The sequence below is a fragment of the Mucilaginibacter ginkgonis genome, from assembly GCF_009754905.2.
Classification (GTDB): domain Bacteria; phylum Bacteroidota; class Bacteroidia; order Sphingobacteriales; family Sphingobacteriaceae; genus Mucilaginibacter; species Mucilaginibacter ginkgonis.
In genome coordinates this window covers 3,136,610-3,154,949 of sequence record NZ_CP066775.1, presented here as the reverse complement: position 1 = coordinate 3,154,949, position 18,340 = coordinate 3,136,610, and the positions used below count along the sequence as shown (strand labels likewise).

General features: G+C 45.6%; 19 protein-coding genes and 1 tRNA gene. 9 read left to right on the top strand and 11 right to left on the bottom strand.

Features of this window, described 5'->3' with window-relative positions:
* Nucleotides 1-168: 168 nt before the first annotated feature.
* From GO620_RS14655 to GO620_RS14635, 5 genes are read left to right on the top strand one after another with little or no spacing between them, the layout of a single operon-like run.
* Nucleotides 169-576 carry a hypothetical protein gene (locus GO620_RS14655; protein WP_157524511.1) on the top strand — a complete coding sequence of 136 codons (408 nt, stop codon included), beginning with the start codon at nt 169-171 and terminating at the stop codon, nt 574-576.
* On the top strand, nt 566-1,576 hold the full coding sequence (locus tag GO620_RS14650; protein ID WP_157524510.1) for a BtrH N-terminal domain-containing protein: 1,011 nt from the start codon (nt 566-568) through the stop codon (nt 1,574-1,576). Before GO620_RS14655 ends, GO620_RS14650 begins: the two co-directional genes overlap by 11 nt.
* Complete coding sequence (locus tag GO620_RS14645; protein WP_157524509.1) at nt 1,570-2,325, top strand: ABC transporter ATP-binding protein; 756 nt, start codon at nt 1,570-1,572, stop codon at nt 2,323-2,325. The genes GO620_RS14650 and GO620_RS14645 overlap by 7 nt, the downstream gene beginning before the upstream one ends.
* Nucleotides 2,325-3,602: an ABC transporter permease gene (locus tag GO620_RS14640; protein ID WP_157524508.1), complete on the top strand. Its 1,278-nt coding sequence runs from the start codon at nt 2,325-2,327 to the stop codon at nt 3,600-3,602. The genes GO620_RS14645 and GO620_RS14640 overlap by 1 nt, the downstream gene beginning before the upstream one ends.
* A gap of 9 nt (nt 3,603-3,611) precedes the next feature.
* The gene (locus GO620_RS14635) at nt 3,612-3,875 is read left to right on the top strand and encodes a phosphopantetheine-binding protein (RefSeq protein ID WP_157524507.1); all 264 of its coding nucleotides are present in this window, start codon (nt 3,612-3,614) and stop codon (nt 3,873-3,875) included.
* 8 nt (nt 3,876-3,883) lie between these two features.
* On the opposite strand, the gene GO620_RS14630 is transcribed toward GO620_RS14635, so the two are convergent.
* From GO620_RS14630 to GO620_RS14620, 3 genes are read right to left on the bottom strand one after another with little or no spacing between them, the layout of a single operon-like run.
* The gene (locus GO620_RS14630) at nt 3,884-4,258 is read right to left on the bottom strand and encodes an ApeI family dehydratase (protein ID WP_198173537.1); all 375 of its coding nucleotides are present in this window, start codon (nt 4,256-4,258) and stop codon (nt 3,884-3,886) included.
* Nucleotides 4,258-5,298 carry a beta-ketoacyl synthase chain length factor gene (locus GO620_RS14625; RefSeq protein WP_198173536.1) on the bottom strand — a complete coding sequence of 347 codons (1,041 nt, stop codon included), beginning with the start codon at nt 5,296-5,298 and terminating at the stop codon, nt 4,258-4,260. The genes GO620_RS14630 and GO620_RS14625 overlap by 1 nt, the downstream gene beginning before the upstream one ends.
* The gene (locus GO620_RS14620) at nt 5,298-6,497 is read right to left on the bottom strand and encodes a beta-ketoacyl-[acyl-carrier-protein] synthase family protein (RefSeq protein WP_157524505.1); all 1,200 of its coding nucleotides are present in this window, start codon (nt 6,495-6,497) and stop codon (nt 5,298-5,300) included. The genes GO620_RS14625 and GO620_RS14620 overlap by 1 nt, the downstream gene beginning before the upstream one ends.
* Nucleotides 6,498-6,627: 130 nt before the next feature.
* Between GO620_RS14620 and def the strand changes: the two genes are divergently transcribed.
* A complete protein-coding gene (def, locus tag GO620_RS14615) occupies nt 6,628-7,197 on the top strand; it encodes a peptide deformylase (RefSeq protein ID WP_157524504.1) in 570 nt (189 codons plus the stop codon).
* On the opposite strand, the gene GO620_RS14610 is transcribed toward def, so the two are convergent.
* The 3 genes from GO620_RS14610 to GO620_RS14600 form a co-directional block, all read right to left on the bottom strand.
* Nucleotides 7,194-7,835, bottom strand: a complete 642-nt coding sequence (locus GO620_RS14610; protein ID WP_157524503.1) for a hypothetical protein — start codon at nt 7,833-7,835, stop codon at nt 7,194-7,196. The genes def and GO620_RS14610 overlap by 4 nt on opposite strands.
* Nucleotides 7,836-7,952: 117 nt before the next feature.
* A complete protein-coding gene (locus GO620_RS14605; protein WP_157524502.1) occupies nt 7,953-8,231 on the bottom strand; it encodes a NifU family protein in 279 nt (92 codons plus the stop codon).
* Nucleotides 8,232-8,325: 94 nt separating this feature from the next.
* Nucleotides 8,326-9,408 (bottom strand): Mrp/NBP35 family ATP-binding protein, encoded by a 1,083-nt coding sequence (locus GO620_RS14600; RefSeq protein WP_157524501.1) that lies wholly within the window; start codon nt 9,406-9,408, stop codon nt 8,326-8,328.
* 126 nt (nt 9,409-9,534) lie between these two features.
* Here GO620_RS14600 and GO620_RS14595 point away from each other — a divergent pair, with 126 nt between their 5' ends.
* The gene (locus tag GO620_RS14595; RefSeq protein ID WP_157524500.1) at nt 9,535-11,712 is read left to right on the top strand and encodes a transglycosylase domain-containing protein; all 2,178 of its coding nucleotides are present in this window, start codon (nt 9,535-9,537) and stop codon (nt 11,710-11,712) included.
* 154 nt (nt 11,713-11,866) lie between these two features.
* Entirely contained in the window at nt 11,867-12,496 is a 630-nt protein-coding gene (locus GO620_RS14590; protein WP_157524499.1) for an NAD(P)H-dependent oxidoreductase, read from the top strand.
* 245 nt (nt 12,497-12,741) lie between these two features.
* Here GO620_RS14590 and GO620_RS14585 read toward each other — a convergent pair whose 3' ends face one another.
* Together GO620_RS14585 and GO620_RS14580 are read right to left on the bottom strand one after the other, a co-directional pair.
* A complete protein-coding gene (locus GO620_RS14585) occupies nt 12,742-13,074 on the bottom strand; it encodes a hypothetical protein (RefSeq protein ID WP_157524498.1) in 333 nt (110 codons plus the stop codon).
* 167 nt (nt 13,075-13,241) lie between these two features.
* Nucleotides 13,242-13,694, bottom strand: a complete 453-nt coding sequence (locus tag GO620_RS14580) for a 3-oxoacyl-ACP synthase (RefSeq protein WP_157524497.1) — start codon at nt 13,692-13,694, stop codon at nt 13,242-13,244.
* A gap of 92 nt (nt 13,695-13,786) precedes the next feature.
* Here GO620_RS14580 and GO620_RS14575 point away from each other — a divergent pair, with 92 nt between their 5' ends.
* On the top strand, nt 13,787-14,368 hold the full coding sequence (locus tag GO620_RS14575) for a YdeI/OmpD-associated family protein (RefSeq protein ID WP_157524496.1): 582 nt from the start codon (nt 13,787-13,789) through the stop codon (nt 14,366-14,368).
* 5 nt (nt 14,369-14,373) lie between these two features.
* On the opposite strand, the gene GO620_RS14570 is transcribed toward GO620_RS14575, so the two are convergent.
* The 3 genes from GO620_RS14570 to GO620_RS14560 all read right to left on the bottom strand — a co-directional run bounded on the left by GO620_RS14570 (nt 14,374) and on the right by GO620_RS14560 (nt 18,322).
* A tRNA-Pro gene (locus GO620_RS14570) sits at nt 14,374-14,450 on the bottom strand.
* A gap of 50 nt (nt 14,451-14,500) precedes the next feature.
* Nucleotides 14,501-16,267 carry an ATP-binding protein gene (locus tag GO620_RS14565; protein ID WP_157524495.1) on the bottom strand — a complete coding sequence of 589 codons (1,767 nt, stop codon included), beginning with the start codon at nt 16,265-16,267 and terminating at the stop codon, nt 14,501-14,503.
* Nucleotides 16,268-16,306: 39 nt separating this feature from the next.
* A complete protein-coding gene (locus GO620_RS14560) occupies nt 16,307-18,322 on the bottom strand; it encodes a PAS domain-containing sensor histidine kinase (protein ID WP_157524494.1) in 2,016 nt (671 codons plus the stop codon).
* Nucleotides 18,323-18,340: the final 18 nt, after the last annotated feature.

Sequence of the window (18,340 nt, the reverse complement as noted above, 5' to 3'; positions counted from 1 at the left end):
TTTTCGTGAAATTAATATACAAAAGACTTGATTACATGGAGGCGCGTGGCGTTTCCCAGGCACCGATTAACATTTTTAGAGCTTGCGTTAAAGTAGCTGTAGTTAAAGTGCCATTTTTCTTTTTTTTATTCGGACAGTCTATGTCAATAATAAATTTCTTGAGATAGCATGAAAAAAGAAGACGTTCCGCAAGACCTAAGCTCACTGGGTAAACTCACCCGCGAGGTTTGCTATGCGACCGATAGTGAAGGTAAATACACGACTGAACTTAGCCGTGGATGGGACGTGAAGATAGATGCGCTGGACACCGCATGGAGCGATATAGATAAGCGTATCGCAGATGCCCGCCAAAAGGTATTGAACAAAGAAGCCAGCCCGCTTTTATTTTTTATGGAATACAGGTTGATGGATCTTGCGCTGCTAGCCAGCTATACCGGCTTTTGGCAATGGCAAATTAAACGTCATTTAAAACCGGAAGTGTTTGACGAGCTATCAAATAAAAAACTGGAAAAATACGCCGAGGCGTTTAATGTTAAGGTGCAAGACCTTAAGCAAATGACCGTTAATGAAAGCTGATTTTGTACACCATCAATCAGCTCATTGCGAATCGGGCGTTACATCAGGCTTGCTGCAAAACGCAGGCGCTACCCAAATAACAGAGCCGTTGGCGTTCGGCATAGGTGCGGGTTTGTTCTATGCGTATATCCCATTGATCAAGATCAATAACGGACCTGCTATTGCTTTCAGAACTTTTCCGGGCCTTATCTTCAAGCGTACTTGCAAAGCGTTGGGCATTCCTGTTATCCAAAAGAAATTCAGATCCAAAGAACAGGCAGAAAACTTTCTCAAAGAAGCCTTGCAAAATAAGCAGCCGGTTGGCTGCCAGGTAGGGGTGTATTACTTATCCTATTTCCCTAAAGAATATCGCTTCCACTTTAACGCGCATAACCTGGTAGTATTCGGCCAGGAAGGCGATAATTACCTCATCAGCGATCCGATTATGGAAACGCCGACCAGCCTTACGAGTTACGAATTGGAACGCGTGCGTTTCGCTAAGGGTGCGTTGGCACCTAAGGGGCAGATCTATTACCCGGCTAAGCATGTGGAGGTGAATGACGACACCATCCGCAGGGCCATTAAACACGGTATTAAACAAAACATTAACAACATGCTCCGCATACCCGGTTGGTTTGCAGGGGTGGAAGGTATACGTTACACCGGCAAACGCATTAAAAAATGGCGCGATAACTTAGGTCTCCAAAAAGCAGGATTGTATTTGGCCCAACTGGTGCGCATGCAGGAAGAGATTGGCACCGGCGGAGGCGGATTCCGTTACATGTACGGTGCGTTTTTGCAGGAGGCCGACAACTTTTTGCCCGGCAAAGGGTTATCAGACATATCTAAGCAATTTACAGAAGCCGGCGACCTTTGGCGCACCGCTGCCGTTCAAGCAGCAGGAATTTACAAAGGCCGCATCGGTTCGCAAAAAGATTTTGATGTAATGAGCAACCATTTACTGCAAATTGCCGATATAGAAGAAAAGGCCTTTAAGGCGTTAAATAAGATTAAATGGTAAGCAGCACGGCTTTAGCCGTAAATATACAAGACCTTGAGTTTAACTATGAGAGCGACCTTGGCGTCCATATCAGCGGGCTTAACCTGCAGATAGCCAAAGGGTCGCGTTTTGGGTTGTTCGGGCCTAATGGTGCCGGCAAGACAACTTTAATGAGCCTGATGACCGGTTTGCTTACCGCTACTAATGGGCAGATCACACTGTTGGATAACCCGGTTTTAAAAAATAACAACAGCATTAATAAGGTCTTTGGGTTTATTCCGCAGGATTTTTCTTTTTACCAGGAATTGAGCCCGGCAGAAAATCTTGCGTTTTTTGGTGCATGGGCGGGTTTGGGAAAAAGTGAGGCCAAGCATCGTGCTGATGAATTGCTTAACATCTTAGGCCTCGAAGAGGTGCGCCATCAGCAAGTTGGCAAGTTTTCCGGCGGCATGAAGCGCCGCGTAAACCTGGCCATCGGTGTTATACACAAACCGCAGATCGTATTCCTTGACGAACCAACCGTAGGCGTTGACGTGCAAACACGCCATGCCATTATCGATTACCTTCTCAAAATTAATGAGGCGGGTACAACACTTGTTTATACATCGCATCAGTTAAACGAGGCCGAAGATCTTTGCAATGATGTTGCCATGATAGACGACGGGAAAATTATTGCTCACGGCACTATGCAGGGCCTGCTCGACGAGTATAAGCAAGCAGACCTGGAAAGTTTATTTTTAAACCTTACCGGCAAACGCTACCGCGACTGATGTACAAGCTTTGGGCAACTATAATTAAAGACACGAAGATATTGCTGCGCGATAAGGTGGGCATCGCGCTCATGTTTGTCATGCCTGTTGCTTTGGTGGTTATCGTCACCAGTATTCAAAACAGCACCTTTCAGCTAGTCAACAAAAACAAGTTAAGCACGCTGGTTTGTAACCGAGATACCGGTAAACTGGGCGGTCAGCTTATCGAAACGATGAACAAGATAGGCATGTTCAAACTCACGTCTGTAAATAAGGCAGAGAGCGTACAAGACATCAAACATCGCCTTAGTAATAAAGAAGCGTTGCTGGCGATCGAGATACCTGCCGATTATTCTCAAAAGGTAAATGCCAAGTCGAAAAATGTGTCCGGCAAGGCGTTAAACAGTTTCGGTTTACAGGGAGATACCGCCCAACAAAAGATCACTGCGTTGCCTATCAGTTTATATTATCAGCCGATCATTCAGGATTCATATCGCCGCTCCATTCAGGGTGCTTTAGGCAGCGCGCTGCAAATTGTAGAGAGCCGGCAAACGCTGCGTCAATTGTATTTCGATATTAATGAAAAACAGCTGCCTGCAAAACTCGAGGCAGACTTGCTTAATAACCAGGCGAATGTTAAAGAGGTGCCCGTGTCAATCGGCGATGCAACGGTTGTACCTAACTCCACCCAGCATAACGTGCCCGCCTGGACCATCTTTGCGATGTTCTTTATCGTAATCTCGCTAGGCGGCAGTATCGTTCGCGAAAAAACCAGCGGCAGTTTTATCAGGCTGCGCACATTACCAACCAACTTTACGGTGGCGTTAATATCCAAACAGGTCACATACCTGGCGGTTACATTCATCCAGGCACTGGTTATCTTTTCAATGGGCATTTGGCTGTTCCCGCTGATAGGTTTGCCCACACTCAACCTGCCGTCAGATTACTTCGCGTTGTTTGTAGTAACCTTATTGAGCGGATGGTGTGCGGTAAGTTATGCCATGGCGATAGGCGTTTTCTGCAACACACAGGAACAGGCTAACGGTTTTGGGGCGGTATCCATCGTCATTTTGGCCGCTATCGGCGGATTAATGGTACCAAGTTTTGCCATGCCCGACGCATTTAAAACAGCAGGGGCCATTTCGCCGTTACATTGGACTATTGAAGCATATTACAGGCTGTTTTTGGAAGGGGGCCAACTTCGCGACGTGTTTCAAAACCTGTTACCTTTGCTTATCATTACATTAGTCATTCAGGCGGTAGCATTTATCGGCCTTAAAAAGAAACACCTGGTTTAGGTATATAAAATGGAAAAAGAAGCATTAAAAGAAAAGTTAAAAGGCGAGATCATTAAGTTCTTAAACCTTACAGATCTTACCCCGGCAGATATAAAAAATGATGAGCCGTTGTTTGGCGACGGTTTGGGACTGGATTCTATCGATTCACTTGAGTTGATTGTTTTATTAAAGCGCGAGTACGGCATTACAATAAAAGATCCTAAAGACGGCCGCAAGATCCTGACAGACGTGAATTCGATGGCTGATTATATCGTCGAGCATCAAGCACAGTGATTTAATCTTCACTGATTATTGGTATTGGTTGTTTTGAAACTCCCCTGAAATTTGAAAGACGGAGCTTCGGCAATACTTAAAGTTGCTGTGACCTTCAGGTAATTATCTACAGCAGCGTATACTATTTTCAAAGCAATCCGCTGATTTTCTTGCGGCACAATCATCTGCAGAAATTTCATTTGAACAGCCTTAACTAATACCGAATCGGTCTTAAGAGATGATGCGAGCACATCTTTAATCAGTTGCACAATACACGCTCCCGGCAAGACGGGTTGATCGGGATAGTGCCCCTTAAAGATGGCATGGCTTGGATTTAGGGTAATATCCGCTGTGATCGTCTCGTCAATATGGTGAGCATGCTCAACATAATAAAGATCCCCCATCAACATGCAGATACCAGCATTAAAGACCAATACTTATTTTGGTATTGGTTGCAAATCAAGACTTTTTTAATCGTTCCTGATACATTGCCCACCGTCTTCGGCACGGCGCCCGCCGACACAATATTTGCGGCGAGCCAAAGCGCGAACGACGATGCAACCGGGTATTCGCCGCACAAGTGTTTAAAGTTTACCGTTTGCAGGCTGCTAAATATTCCCGCTTCTAATTCATCGGTAGCTATGTCAGTATCCTCATGGCCATTCCTGCCCGTCATCACCAGATCAATATCCGTCAGCGCAACATCGTTTTCTTTGAGAAACCAGGCAATCTCTTGCTCAATATTATCGGGCTTATAGTAAGTAGTAAACGCGTCCAAAGAGGCCAGCTCTTTACCAGATGCGGACTTCGTCAATAAGAAAAACGCGGCGCCCTCGCCGAAGATGGTTCCCCAGGTATGGTCGTACAGATTAGTGTTAACCACTTCCTTCTTAAAGATTCCAAAGCGGTTAAATATCTCAAAACTGATGTCAGTTACTTCTTCCGTCGCACCTACCAAAGCAGTTTCTGCTTCACATTCTGCAAATAATAACTTAGCATCCAGCAGAGCGCTTTCAAATGAAAAGCTCTTGTGCACAAAGGTATTGTTGTAGTTATGGCATTTAAGCCCTAGCGCTATCTGCGCGGCAACCGTGTTATGGGTTGACTGGATGAATGCCGTAGGCGGCAGCATCTCTTCTTGTTGTTCTATGATCCTCGTTATAAAAACACCGGTGTCTTCTACGCATCCGTAAGCTGTTCCGGTGATGATGGCGTCGGGCAAAGCGACTTCTGCTTTTTGCAGGCAATCGCTGGCCGCGGCAACCCCCATCTTAATAATGCGGCTCATGCGGCGAATCTGCTTCGGATCGATGTAGGGCTTATAGTCAGGTTCTATTGCCTTTAAACGAGCGCTGTTGTACGTAACAATGTTTTCCAAAAAAGGAATATCGCCAAAAGTTTTTTGCGGCGAAATGCTGGATGCGGCGCGGATGTACATCTTCATCAGGCCTTAGAAAATATTAATGAAGTACAATTACCGCCGAAACCGAATGAGTTAGACAGCACATGGTTAATTGGCTGATCCTTTAATAACGTAGTCTGCGGGGCAAATGGCATGTCTTGCATTTGATGTTCGAACCTAAGGTTAGGAAACACCAGGCCGTGATTTAACGCTAGTACAGAAAATACTGCTTCTATTCCACCGCTTGCACCCAAGGTATGCCCTGTAAAGGTTTTTGTAGAACTCATGGGCGGATAGTTGCCCTCAAACATACGTTCAACCGCCTTGCCTTCACTCTGGTCGTTATTAGGTGTGCCGGTGCCGTGCAGGTTGATATAGCTAATGTCTGCTGAATTAAGCTTCGCTTTAGCGAGTGCGCCTTGCATAGCCATTAATGGCCCGTCACCATCCGGCGAGGTTGCCGTTTGATGAAAGGCATCGTTCTTATTCGCATAACCGGCAAGTATAGCATAAGGCTTTTTGTCAAGCATCTGTGCGATCTTTTCAGAAACCAGCACCACATATCCCGCGCCTTCACCTATGTTTAATCCGCGCCTGTCCTGGTCAAAGGGCTTGCACAGATCGCGGTCGAGGATCATTAGCGTATTGAAGCCGTTAAGTGTGAACTTCGTGATCGCATCCGCTCCTCCGGCTACCGCGGCATCCAGCACCCCGCTTCTGATCAATCTTGCGGCATAAAAAATAGAATTAGCAGATGATGAACAGGCCGTGCTTATGGTTGTAACATAACTGTTGATGCCTAACTGATCTGCAACCAGCTCGGTAATATTGCCGCAGCCGTGGTTTCGCACATCCTCTAAATCGCCAGACTGCGGATCTTTAAAAAAATCCTCAACAAAACATTCGGTTTTATCCATGCCGCCAACGGTATTGGCAGAGATAAAGCCTATTTTGATTTCGGATAAATCCTTTATTCCCGAATCATCGAGGGCCTCCTTCGCGGCAACGCTGCTCAATAAAGCTGTTCGGCTTATGTTTGTATTCAGGCCCGCCCTTTCTGCAAGTTGCGCGTTGGTAAGCTTAACCTCGGCCACAGGGATCTCCCCTTTATGAACGGTGTTTAAATTAGATATAGCGCCAATCCCTGCTTCGCTATTTTTAAGCGATGCAAGGTTCTCTGCAACATTATTACCAATGGCAGATATTACACCTAAGCCTGCTATGTAAACCTTTGATTCCATTTATGCCTAAGGGGCAAATATGTAGTATTTACAGGTACAGGCAAAATATGTTTAGAAAATAGTAAGCGCGGGCATTTGTGGATGGCTACGCCATGTTCCTTATCCGCCCGTAAATCCCTATTTTTGCAGGATGAAACTTCCTATAGTCGCTTACGGCGACCCGGTATTAAGGCGTAAAGCGGTCGACATCGAAGAAAATGAGCCCGGCTTGCAGCAGTTAATTGCAGATATGTTTGAAACCATGTACGGCGCCAAAGGCGTAGGTCTTGCAGCGCCGCAGGTGGGTATGTCTAAAAGGTTGTTCGTGATTGATGCTACGCCTTTTGATGACGATGAACCTGCGCTTAAGGATTTTAAAAAAGTCTTTATCAACGCCGAAATTTTGGAAGAAACCGGCGAAGAATGGCCGTTCAACGAGGGCTGCCTCAGCATCCCTGACATTCGTGAGGATGTTTACCGCAAGCCGAAAATTGTGATCAGCTATTATGACGAAAACTGGCAGCTGCACGAAGACACCTTTGAAGGCATGGCAGCGCGCATTATACAACATGAGTATGACCACATTGAAGGCAAACTGTTCACCGATAAACTTACCCCGCTTCGCAAACGCCTGATAGAAAAGCGCCTTACCGATATTTCTAAAGGCAATATCAAGGTAGATTATAAAATGAAATTCCCGGCGGTTAAGAAAGGACGTTAGTTGCTGTTGCGGCTTTTGTCGCCGTCGGCAATCTGTTTGATCAACGTACCCCAGGCAATAGGATTAAGCAAAGGGTTTGGCTGCAGCGAATGCTGGTTAACAATGCTCATGTGCATTTGCTGGGCATTGAAAGATTGGATCTCTTGCGCGTCCCTTGGCAAAGTGCTCATCGCGGCAGCCAGCGCGCTGCGGCTTAAATTTTTTCGGGCGTTCTCCAGATCATCATCCGCTATCTTTAAGGTCAGAAAATCTTTTCTAAACTCATCTGTTGTAGCCCAGGGGAACACGCGCACCACAGGCAGATGAATGATCTGCGGTATCATGGCTATTTGCTTGGTAAAGCTTTTACTGTTCGCGTTAGCGGGTATGATCACAGTAACAGGTTCATAACCTATACTGGTAAAGCGGATGGTATCTTGCTCGTGCGCAACAAAGGAAAAGTAGCCTTTATAATTGGCCATATTCAATTGGTTGTGATAAGAAGCATTAGTAATGTTCACATATGGCACTATCACCTTGCTGCTATCGGCATTTACCACCAAGCCGGAGAACTGCACCAGCGGCCGTTCTGTGCTTTGTGCTTTTACTGCCAGGCAGAAAAACATCAACAAGATAAATATGCCTGATAAACGCTTCATTAACAAAGGGGCATCACTCAAAAAAAGTGCCGCAAATATACATATAGTTTGATTGCACTAACGCAAATACCGGCGTGGCGGTATGCTCAAAATAAGATTTTTAACAAAACTTAACAGTTAGCGGAGATTTTCGGGCAATACCGCGTTAGGGTCGTTAATATCGGTAAGATTTACCGCTTCAATTGCAGTAATTTCGGGAACAGCCTTTTTTATAGCTTGTTCAATACCTGCCTTAAGTGTCATGATGCTCATTGGGCATGAACCGCATGAACCCAGCAACTTTAACCGCACAACATTATCAGCAGTGATCTCTTCAATGGCCACATTTCCGCCGTCTGTTTCCAGGTACGGGCGTATGGTATCCAATGCTGCTTCAACTTGTTCGTGTAAACTCATTACTCAGATTTAATAAGTAAAGGTAATTATTTATTGTGATGGATAGAAATAGTGGTGTGTAGCCCTCGTGTCAATTCTGACCTGCCAAGTATAATTAAGAGTTCCGCGGTAATGCTCCTGCCTTTGCGTTCTCGATCGCAACCTGCTGCGCAACCCTGCCTGCAATATTTAGGAAAACTTGGCGCAGCGGGTTAGCCTCGTCCATCATTAACGGCTGCCCCGCATCGCCCGATTCCGCCACGCTTTTTACCAAAGGCATTTCGCCTAAAAATGGCGCGTCTATCTGGTTGGCAAGCTTTTGGCCCCCGCCTTGTCCAAAAATGTAATATTTATTTTCAGGCAGTTCCGCAGGTGTGAAGTAGCTCATATTCTCAATAATTCCCAATATCGGCACATTAATAGCGTTCATCATAAACATGCCGATGCCTTTTCGCGCGTCGGCCAAAGCCACATTTTGCGGGGTGGTGACAATCACAGCTCCTGTAACAGGGAAGGTTTGCGTAACCGTAATGTGTATATCGCCTGTCCCGGGCGGCAAGTCTACAACCAAGTAATCCAGTTCGCCCCAGTCGGCGTCATTAAATAATTGTTTTATAGCCGTAGAAACCATTGGCCCGCGCCACGGCACCGGCTGGTTCGGGTCTGTGAAAAACCCTATAGACAACAGCTTGATACCATATTTCTCGACAGGCTCTATCCGTGTTTTACCTTCAACCTGCGATGCGTTTGGTTTTGCGCCTTCCAGCCCAAACATGATGGGGATAGACGGTCCATAGATGTCAGCATCGATCAAGCCAACCTTGCTCCCCGCTGCCGCTAAACCAAGCGCCAGGTTTACCGCTACTGTAGATTTACCTACGCCACCCTTACCCGATGCAACCGCAATGATGTTTTTTACACCCGGTACGCCGGTATTTTTTTGCGTGGTTACACGCGATGTCATATTGATGTTCACCTTAACCTCGGGGCTTATAAAGTGACTGATCGCGTTACGGCAGGCGTTCTCTATCAACCCTTTAAGCGGGCAGGCCGGTGTGGTTAGTATTACAGAAAAACTCAGGTCATTATCATTTATCGCAATGTCTTGAACCATGTTTAAGGTTACCAGGTCCTTTTTAAGGTCGGGTTCCTCTACATGGCTAAGGGCGTCTAATACCTGTTGTTGGGTTATGGGCATTGTAATTTATGTATAGCGGGGCAAATTTAGCAAAACACGGGGTGTATGAGTTTGTTAGGGAAATAAAGCTTAGTCGAAATCGTTTTGATGCAGACGCTTTTTTATAAGTTTGATTAAATTATCTTAATGCATCGCCTCAATCCTAAATACATCCGTATTGCTCTTTTTGTACTTGCCGGTCTTGTTGTGTTGTTTATTATTGGCGGAAGTATAGTCTTTTCTAAGCGTGAGGCACTACTTCAAAGCGCCATTGCCAAAGCTAAAGCAAAAGCAAAGCGCGACTATAATTTAGATGTAAAAATAGGGAGTGCCAAGTTTACCGGGCTTAGTTCGGTCGCCTTTTCCAATATCTCCATCGTGCCTGATCAGCGCGACAGCTTGCTGCATATCGATACATTTAATGTTAGCGTAAAGGTTTTGCCACTCGTTTTTGGAACGGTTAAACTATCTGAAGTTACGCTGCATAACGGCTTTCTAAGCTTGGTAAGTAAAAACGGCGTACGCAATTTTGATTTCTTGTTTAAAAAGAAGAAAGACAGCACATCTACCGGTAAAGCAGACCTTGGGGTGCTGGCAAACAATGTTGTTAATGGTATCCTATTTAAAATTCCGGACGATCTGGACCTGAGAAACTTTAACATGAGTTTCGCGGATGACAGCAACACCGTTAGCCTGAACGCTAAAACGGCGCGGATCAAAAACGGTCAGCTTAATTCTACCATATTGGTGAATAACGGCGAGTCGACGTGGCACTTTGCAGGTAAAATGCAATCGTCTGATAAGAAAATTGACGTGAAGTGGTATGCAGACAACAAAAAGGTTGAGCTGCCGCTGATCGAAAAAAAATTCAGGCTGAAGCTAAACTTCGACACACTAAATACACGCCTGGTTAAGTTTGACCGCAGCGGTGGTGAAACACAGATATACGGTTACTACGGTATCCGCAATTTGCTGATTTATCATCCGGCAGTAACACCTAACAATATCGTGGTGCCAAACGGCAGCATCGATGCCAACCTGTTTGTCGGCGAAAACTTTATCCGCATGGATAGCTCTTCGGTGATCCGCATTAAAAACCTGGAAGCCCGGCCATATATCAAGTATACTGTTAAGCCGCACAAGATCTATGAGATGAAGATTAACACCGGGTGGATCGATGCGCAAAACCTGTGGAACTCTTTCCCAACGGGCATGTTCGACTCGCTGGAAGGAATGCGTGTAAGCGGAAAGCTGAATTACAAGCTTAACTTTTACCTGGACACTAAAGACCCGGATAATGTCCAGTTCGATTCCCGCCTGGACAAAGAAAACTTCAAGATCCTTAAATACGGCAAAACTGACTTCGACAAGCTGAACCACGAGTTTGTATATACGCCTTATGAAAAAGAGAAGCCTATGCCATCAAGGGTAATCGGGCCATCAAACCCATATTATACCCCACTTGAGAATATTGCGCCAGACTTGCGTAACGCGGTTATGACCGCCGAAGACCCATCATTCTATCGTAATAATGGCTTTGTGGAAGAGGCCCTGCGCAAATCTATAGCTACAGATTTTAAAGAAAAGAAGTTCAAGCGTGGCGGCAGCACCATCTCTATGCAACTAGTTAAAAACGCTTTCTTAAGCCGCCAAAAAACGCTCTCGCGAAAAATAGAAGAGATCCTCATTGTGTGGATGATCAATAATGCCGGACTGATGAGCAAAAACCGCATGCTGGAAGTGTATTTTAACATTATTGAGTGGGGGCGAAATGTTTACGGTATCGGCGAAGCCTCACATTATTATTTTGACAAATCGCCTTCACAGCTTAGCCTGGGCGAAAGCATTTACCTGGCCAGTATTGTTCCAAAACCGAAATCAGGATTATACGCGTTCTTATCAGACGGTTCTTTGCGCCCGGGTTTGCATGGTTATTTTAATTTGATAGGCCGTTTGATGGCGAAAAACGGAATGACCGAGCCCGATACAAGCGCTTACGGATTTTATATGGTGAGGGTTAAGCCAAGCCTGCGGCCTGCACCTTCGGTTGATACCAATCCTGCCGTTATAGATAGCTTGATGAAAGCGCCTGCCGATGACGACCAAACTGGCGTTGTACCAATGCCTGCACCTGAACCTGTGAAAACCGAAGAAAAGAAACCGGGCTTTTTCTCGCGCTTGTTTGGCGGCGGCAAACGCGACTCAACCAAAGACGTGCAGCAGGATAGTGCCAAGGCAGAGAAACAACGCCAGCGCGACTTGAAGAACGAACAAAAGCGTTTAGAAAAAGAACGCAAGAAACTACTCCATGAAAGGGGTTATTAAGCTGAACACAAAAATCGCTAATTAATTTCCATATCTTTTAGGCTAAAAGATTTTAAGGGCACAACCTTTGGTACATGTAGCAAGCAATGTGATGCTGTAGTGACCATAATAAATGTTGCAACGCATACTTTTGCCTTTATTGAAGGAAAAAATTATGTCGCTATTTGAAAAACTGAGCTGGAGGTATGCAACTAAAAAGTTCGATCCTACCAAAAAGATTGCCGCGGATAAATTACAACAAGTGCTTGACACCGTAAGGCTGTCGCCTTCATCAATGGGCTTACAGCACTACCGCATATTGATGATAGAAAACCCAGAAGTTCGTGCCCGGTTGCGCCAGGCCAGCTATGGACAAGCGCAAATTACAGACTCATCTCAAGTGATCGTTTTCGCGGCAGAAACCAACATAGATGCAAATTATGTGCAAGCCTACATAGACGAAATTGCAAAAACACGCAATGTAACACACGAAAGCCTCGAAGGCTTTAAGCAAAGCATGCTGGGTACGGTGAACAAGCTATCGCCTGAAGCAAAACTAACCTGGGCGCATGAACAGGCGCACATTGCTTTGGGGGTATTAGTCGCCGCAACAGCCGACCTTGACATAGACATTTGCCCGATGGGAGGTTTCGACAAACAGCAGTATGACGAGATCCTGGGTTTGAAAGAAAAGGGGCTAACCTCATCTGTTATTGGCGCTATTGGATACCGTGCAGCCGACGACCCGATGGGCGGTTTCGCAAAAGTGCGCAAGCCCGGCGGCGATCTTTTTATTCATGTATAACTGTTTCACTGGCAACAGTTTGTCAGTGTTTCAAAGGCTTAAATCGTACGGTTTTTGTAAGGTAGTGACAAAGTAATGCTTGCAGGTAAACGCTGCAACATCTTGATGATCAATAAAGAGCAAAATCATGTCACATACTTAAAAGTATGGAACAGGTGTTTCAACTGTTTCAGGTGAAACAGTGAAACACTTGCCAAAAAACAAGCGTCAATATCATAGCCGCTCCGGAAAATGGAGCGGCTTTTTTATTCCAGGTTTTTAATGAAGTCATCGGTAATGGCGTTACCGTCTGCCGCGGTATGCCGGCCGGGGTTGAAAGGGGTAACAACGATTTCGTCCCAGCGGGACAAAGCGTGCAGTGGCAGGTCTTCTGTGATCTCCAGTATAAACCATTGCTCTTTACCATCCCAGGTTAGCCGCATAGCTTCCATATTGTTAGACCATATCATGTAACGGCTGCCAAAAACCTCGTCGTTGGCCAGCTCATGAACGGGAGCATAACCCTGCAATATCAGTTTATCATTCAAGGCCGATTTTATTTCGCGGTATTGCCGTAGTATGATGTCTTGCTTATCCATGGTTTAAATTTTGGAGCAATAATCATTCCTTATAAAAAGAAATCCCCTAAGCACTCGCTGCCAGGGGATTCCAACCTAAACCTTATCACAATAGCAAGTGCAGAAGCACTTGCCGCATTTATAACGTAAAATATGGGTGATATTATATTGTCAACTTAATTTAGTTCCTACTGCACTTCTTTAACCTTATATATTTTGCCATTCATTTCAAATGTGTCGCCGGGCTTTTTACCTGTAAGCTTTTGCCCGATTGGTGACGCCTGCGAAACGGTGAAATAAGATGTGCCGGCTACAATCGCTGTCCCGGCGCTTACGGCTAAATAAAAGTTGCCATTGTCTGTGACTACTATACTGCCACCGTCTGCTGTCTTTGAAATGCCTGTGGTAGATATCCTGTTGAGCACAACCAATAGCTTGTTGGCTTCGTTCAGCAATGTGGTATTGCGGTTAGTTTCCTGCTGCAGCATTTCACGCCCGGTTTCATACTTATCGCCCGCGCTGCTTTTAGTATCTTCTGCAGCAGATTGCCGGGCAGATTCAATCGCGTCGGTCAGGATATCTACCCTGTTTTGGGCGTATGACCTGCAGTAGTTATATAGTTGTTGTTTAAGCTCATTCATTGGTAAGCGGCAATATGGTCAATTAAGAATTAGAGCTCACCAGATGTTGGTAAAGTTTTTTGATATTTGATTCGTAATCTTTACAGACCATCATGGCAAATCCCAAAGTAAATTTCTATTTCGATAAGGAAAAGAAGTGGCAGCAAGAAATTGAAACGCTGCGCACCCTCGCCCTCGATAGCGGCCTCGTGGAAGAATTAAAATGGGGCTGCCCGTGCTATACTCTAGATGGGGCCAATATTGTACTTATACATACATTTAAGGAATATTGCGCTTACCTGTTTTTTAAAGGATCCTTAATGCCAGACCCTGGCAACATTCTGATACAACAAACAGAAAATGTACAGTCGGCAAGGCAAATACGGTTTACCGGCAATGTGCAGGTCGTAGATATGACCGAAACCTTAAAAACCTATATAGCAGCAGCCATTTCCGTGGAAAAGTCGGGGGCAAAAGTCGAATTAAAAAAGACGGCGGAGTTTAAGATGCCGCAAGAGTTTCAATCCAAATTAGATACCATCCCGGCATTAAAAGAGGCTTTTGAAAAACTCACTCCGGGCAGGCAACGCAATTATCTGCTCCATTTTTCTCAGCCAAAACAATCGTCCACACGCGAGTCGCGCATCGAAAAAGCCATGCCGCTGATCATGAATGGCAAGGGATTGAATGATTAGGATTTTGGTCGGGATGGCAGGATTCGAACCTACGACCTCCAGCACCCCATGCTGGCGCGATACCGGGCTACGCTACATCCCGAAGATTTGTCGGAACGCAAATATATAAAATGCCTGTGACCAGTCACTATATTAACTAAGCGGCAAGCTGAAGTAAAAGGAGGAGCCTTTACCTGGTTCACTCTCTACCCAAATTTTACCGTTGTGGCGCTCTACGATTTCCGCGCACAAGTACAAACCGATACCAAAACCAGATACGGTGTGCATCTGGTGCCCCTCTACTCGGTAGTACCGGTCAAATAATTTGTCGATATCCTTTTGCGCAATACCCATGCCCTCGTCGGCCACGCTAACCTGAACATTGCCGTCGACAGCAATACAAGCTACCTGAACGTGCGTAGCGGGTGCGGAATATTTTAAGGCGTTGCTGATAAAGTTAGTGATCACCTGACCAATTTTGTCTTTATCGCCATTTACAACGGTGCTTTCAACGGGATGAAAAGTAATCCGATGGGTATTATTTGCCGGCACGGTTTCTTCTTCGATGTCTGCAAGCAGATCTTTCATATCAAACTGCTGATGATCGATATGGATCTTTCCCGACTCGAACCGCGACACGTTTAGGAACCCGTTGATCATCTTCGTCATCTTGCCTATCTGACGATTAGCCTTATCCAACGATGAGTCCAGAAAAGAGTCGGCATATTTGCCTGTGCGGGTTTGCAGTAATTGAATGTATCCGTTAAGAGAGGTTAGCGGCGTCTTTAACTCATGGCTTACCATGCCAATAAAATCGCTTTTACGCTGCTCATCTTCCTTCTGTTCGGTAATGTCGGCCATTAAACCCTGCATCTTTACCGGAACCCCGAGGTGATTTGTATAAACCTGCCCGGTTGATTTTAACCAGCGTACCTTGCGGCCATCTTTCGGCGTAATGGTATATTCAACCGTAAAGCTGCCTTTCTCTTCGATGGCTTTTTTAATGGTTTCGTCTACAATATCCCTGAAATCGGGAGACACCAATTCCAAAGATTCCTGGTAACTGATCTCCTGCTCGTGCCTTACACCATGCAAGTCGCGCGAGCGGCTGGTAATAGCAATAATACCCGTGGTAAGATCCACGGCCCACAGATCGATCAATGCCAGGTCTATCGCCTGGTTAAGGTTGGTGGTAACCTCTTTCAAGTTTTCGTACGCCAACTGCAACTCGTCACGGGAAGAGGTCAGCTCCTCGTTACTTGCAGAAATCTCTTCATTGGCAACTTCTAATTCCTGGTAGAGCATCCGCAACCGCGCTTCGCTTTGCTGCAACTGCTTGTTTGAGAAAATCAGCTGATTGTTTACGTTAACCAGATTGGCGCTTAACGCTTTCAGTTCGTTGCTTTTAGAGCGTTCCTTCTGCAACGAGGCATTTGCGTGTAACACCTCATCATCGGCAGCAAGGTTAAAAGAGATAAGATCGGCATACAGCCTGAACATTGCCGCGGTTTCAGAATTATCAATATTGGCAGGATTGGGGTCGATGGCGCAGAGCGTCCCAAAAAATTCACCATTCTTTCTATGGACTGGTACGGCGATATAGCTTTGCAGACCGTAGATAGCGGGCGTATGATGCTTGGCATAAACTTTATCGTTGGCCACATCGGCAATGATGATCGGCTGGCCCGACTGACGTACCTCGTGGCAAAGCGTGGTATCCAGCTTTAATTCGCTGCCGATCTCCAGACCGAAATTGATCTCATCATGCACGGCACAAGCCACCCATTTGTTTTTGGTAACGCGCACCACCACCGCAAAACCCATATGGGTAACGCGGCAAACCACCTCTAAAATGGCGTTGATCGCGGGGATGCGCCCAATTGCTTCTATATCTGCTTGTATACTTTCTTCTTCTCTCATCCGGGGTCTGCCGTAAATAAGGCTGTAAAAGTAAATGTTTTAAGCCAATGGCAGGGTAAAATAAAACGTCGACCCTTTGCCAATCTCGCTCTTTGCCCAAATATGCCCGTTATGCCGGCGCACTATTTCTGCGCTAAGGTACAGGCCAATACCAAACCCCGATATGGTTTGCATTTGCGGCGCTTCAACACGGAAAAATCGGTCGAACACCCGGTCAATATCTTTGGGGCTTAACCCGATCCCTTGATCTTTTATGCTAACTCTTGCCTCTGCAGTATTTGAACTGCACACCACTGTTACTTCTGTGCCGCGGGGCGAATATTTTAGGGCATTGTTAATTAAGTTATTGATCACCGAACCTATTTTGTCGGCATCGGCATTTACTAAAACGCCTTCACATGGCTCGTAAATAATTGTGTGTGTGTTTTGAGTCGTTTTAGCCTCATCCACTATTTCTGCTACCAGCAATGCAAGATCAAACCGTTTTATGTCTAAGCTTATTTTACCCGACTCCAACCGCGACAAGTTAAGGAAGCCGTTAATCAGGGTCGTCATTTTATTGATCTGCGCATTGGATTTCGCCAAAGCGTTCACCGTAAATGCATCACCCGCCTTTTGCGCGTTCACCGCCAGCAGTTGTATATATGCTTTAAGAGACGTGATAGGCGTTTTCAATTCGTGGCTCACCATGGCAATAAAGTCGTTCTTGCGCTGGTCATCTTCTTTTTGTTCTGTGATATCCAGCAGCGTGCCGGTAAGGTACGTTGGTGTGCCATCTATGCTATAATGCGGCAATGCGTTAAGCTTATACCACAACTTCTTTTGGCCCGATGCCGACTTCAGCTGAAACTCTATATTGAGTTTCTTTTTATTGGCGATGGCCTTATTGATCACTTGATTTATACGTTCACGGTGGCCGGCGCCTACGGTTTCTAAAAATGACTCAAAGGATAATTTATTGCCTATGGCGTTGACCAATTCAGCACCATTATCAGACATGGTGAATTCACCTGTGCCTAGGTCGGCTCGCCAGGTTATAATGTCTGCTGCTTCAATAGCCAGATTTAGGGTGTCACGGCTTTTAATTACTTCTTCATTGGCAAAGGCCAGTTCATCATTTGTAGAAGAAAGCTCTTCATTTATCAGCACAAACTCATTGTTAGTGCTTTCCAACTCGTGGTTTATAGCCTCAAATTCTAAATTGGTCGCCGCCAGTTCCTCAATCAATTTTTGCAACGCGGCCCTGTTTTGTTCTACCTCTTTGCGGGCTGCAACTGCTTTGCTGACATCGTTGACAGTAATTAAAACGGACTCGACGTTTCCTTCGGGGTCAAACAATGGATTGTAAGAAATACTCAGATAGCCACTGCTCTTGTTCCCATTCTTATCAGCGATCTCTATGAATACTTCGGACATGGTAACAGGCGCGCCGGAGTCGAACACACTGTAGATCATGGACGGAAAACGTCTGTCGATCTGATCCGGAAATATTTCTATCAGCGAGCGGCCTAAAACCTCCTCGCGTTTGCGCGACCAGATTTCCAGCATCGGGTCGTTCGCGATCTCCACTATCAGGTAGCGGCTGCGCAAAATGGTCATACCAACCGGAGACGACATAACCATTTGCCCCAGGCGGTGCTGACTGAATTCTACTTTTGCCAGATTTTTTAGTGTGCGCTCGGTAACATCATTGGCTGTGTGCAAAATGCAATGGATGCGGCCTTCGTGATTTTTTATCGCACGGTACTCAAAATCAAAGTAAACGGTTTGTTTTTTTTCGCGGTAAACAACCGGGACTTCCTGTGCCTGGTAAGTTTGGCCGGTACGCCAAACATTTTTTAAAAGATCTAAAAGCGGGTTGCCCGATAATATCGGAACGGCTTCTTCCAGTTTATGCCCGATAACCGTTTTATCTGCATGCCAAAATGCAAGCATAGCATCATTGGCGGCTTCAATGACCAGATCTTCTGTAGTATAAATAGCTGTTGCGTTGTGCGAGAGCGACAGAATGGCTAATAATTCATTGTCAGATAAAGACGGTCGCCTGGCAATCATGCAAAGTAGATGTATACC

What these genes read in the sequence shown, in the direction of transcription:
- GO620_RS14655 (WP_157524511.1), top strand. Translation starts at nt 169, where the DNA reads ATGAAAAAAGAAGACGTTCCGCAAGACCTAAGCTCACTGGGTAAACTC.
- GO620_RS14650 (WP_157524510.1), top strand. Translation starts at nt 566, where the DNA reads ATGAAAGCTGATTTTGTACACCATCAATCAGCTCATTGCGAATCGGGC.
- GO620_RS14645 (WP_157524509.1), top strand. Translation starts at nt 1,570, where the DNA reads ATGGTAAGCAGCACGGCTTTAGCCGTAAATATACAAGACCTTGAGTTT.
- GO620_RS14640 (WP_157524508.1), top strand. Translation starts at nt 2,325, where the DNA reads ATGTACAAGCTTTGGGCAACTATAATTAAAGACACGAAGATATTGCTG.
- GO620_RS14635 (WP_157524507.1), top strand. Translation starts at nt 3,612, where the DNA reads ATGGAAAAAGAAGCATTAAAAGAAAAGTTAAAAGGCGAGATCATTAAG.
- GO620_RS14630 (WP_198173537.1), bottom strand. Translation starts at nt 4,258, where the DNA reads ATGGGGGATCTTTATTATGTTGAGCATGCTCACCATATTGACGAGACG.
- GO620_RS14625 (WP_198173536.1), bottom strand. Translation starts at nt 5,298, where the DNA reads ATGAAGATGTACATCCGCGCCGCATCCAGCATTTCGCCGCAAAAAACT.
- GO620_RS14620 (WP_157524505.1), bottom strand. Translation starts at nt 6,497, where the DNA reads ATGGAATCAAAGGTTTACATAGCAGGCTTAGGTGTAATATCTGCCATT.
- def (WP_157524504.1), top strand. Translation starts at nt 6,628, where the DNA reads ATGAAACTTCCTATAGTCGCTTACGGCGACCCGGTATTAAGGCGTAAA.
- GO620_RS14610 (WP_157524503.1), bottom strand. Translation starts at nt 7,835, where the DNA reads ATGAAGCGTTTATCAGGCATATTTATCTTGTTGATGTTTTTCTGCCTG.
- GO620_RS14605 (WP_157524502.1), bottom strand. Translation starts at nt 8,231, where the DNA reads ATGAGTTTACACGAACAAGTTGAAGCAGCATTGGATACCATACGCCCG.
- GO620_RS14600 (WP_157524501.1), bottom strand. Translation starts at nt 9,408, where the DNA reads ATGCCCATAACCCAACAACAGGTATTAGACGCCCTTAGCCATGTAGAG.
- GO620_RS14595 (WP_157524500.1), top strand. Translation starts at nt 9,535, where the DNA reads ATGCATCGCCTCAATCCTAAATACATCCGTATTGCTCTTTTTGTACTT.
- GO620_RS14590 (WP_157524499.1), top strand. Translation starts at nt 11,867, where the DNA reads ATGTCGCTATTTGAAAAACTGAGCTGGAGGTATGCAACTAAAAAGTTC.
- GO620_RS14585 (WP_157524498.1), bottom strand. Translation starts at nt 13,074, where the DNA reads ATGGATAAGCAAGACATCATACTACGGCAATACCGCGAAATAAAATCG.
- GO620_RS14580 (WP_157524497.1), bottom strand. Translation starts at nt 13,694, where the DNA reads ATGAATGAGCTTAAACAACAACTATATAACTACTGCAGGTCATACGCC.
- GO620_RS14575 (WP_157524496.1), top strand. Translation starts at nt 13,787, where the DNA reads ATGGCAAATCCCAAAGTAAATTTCTATTTCGATAAGGAAAAGAAGTGG.
- GO620_RS14565 (WP_157524495.1), bottom strand. Translation starts at nt 16,267, where the DNA reads ATGAGAGAAGAAGAAAGTATACAAGCAGATATAGAAGCAATTGGGCGC.
- GO620_RS14560 (WP_157524494.1), bottom strand. Translation starts at nt 18,322, where the DNA reads ATGATTGCCAGGCGACCGTCTTTATCTGACAATGAATTATTAGCCATT.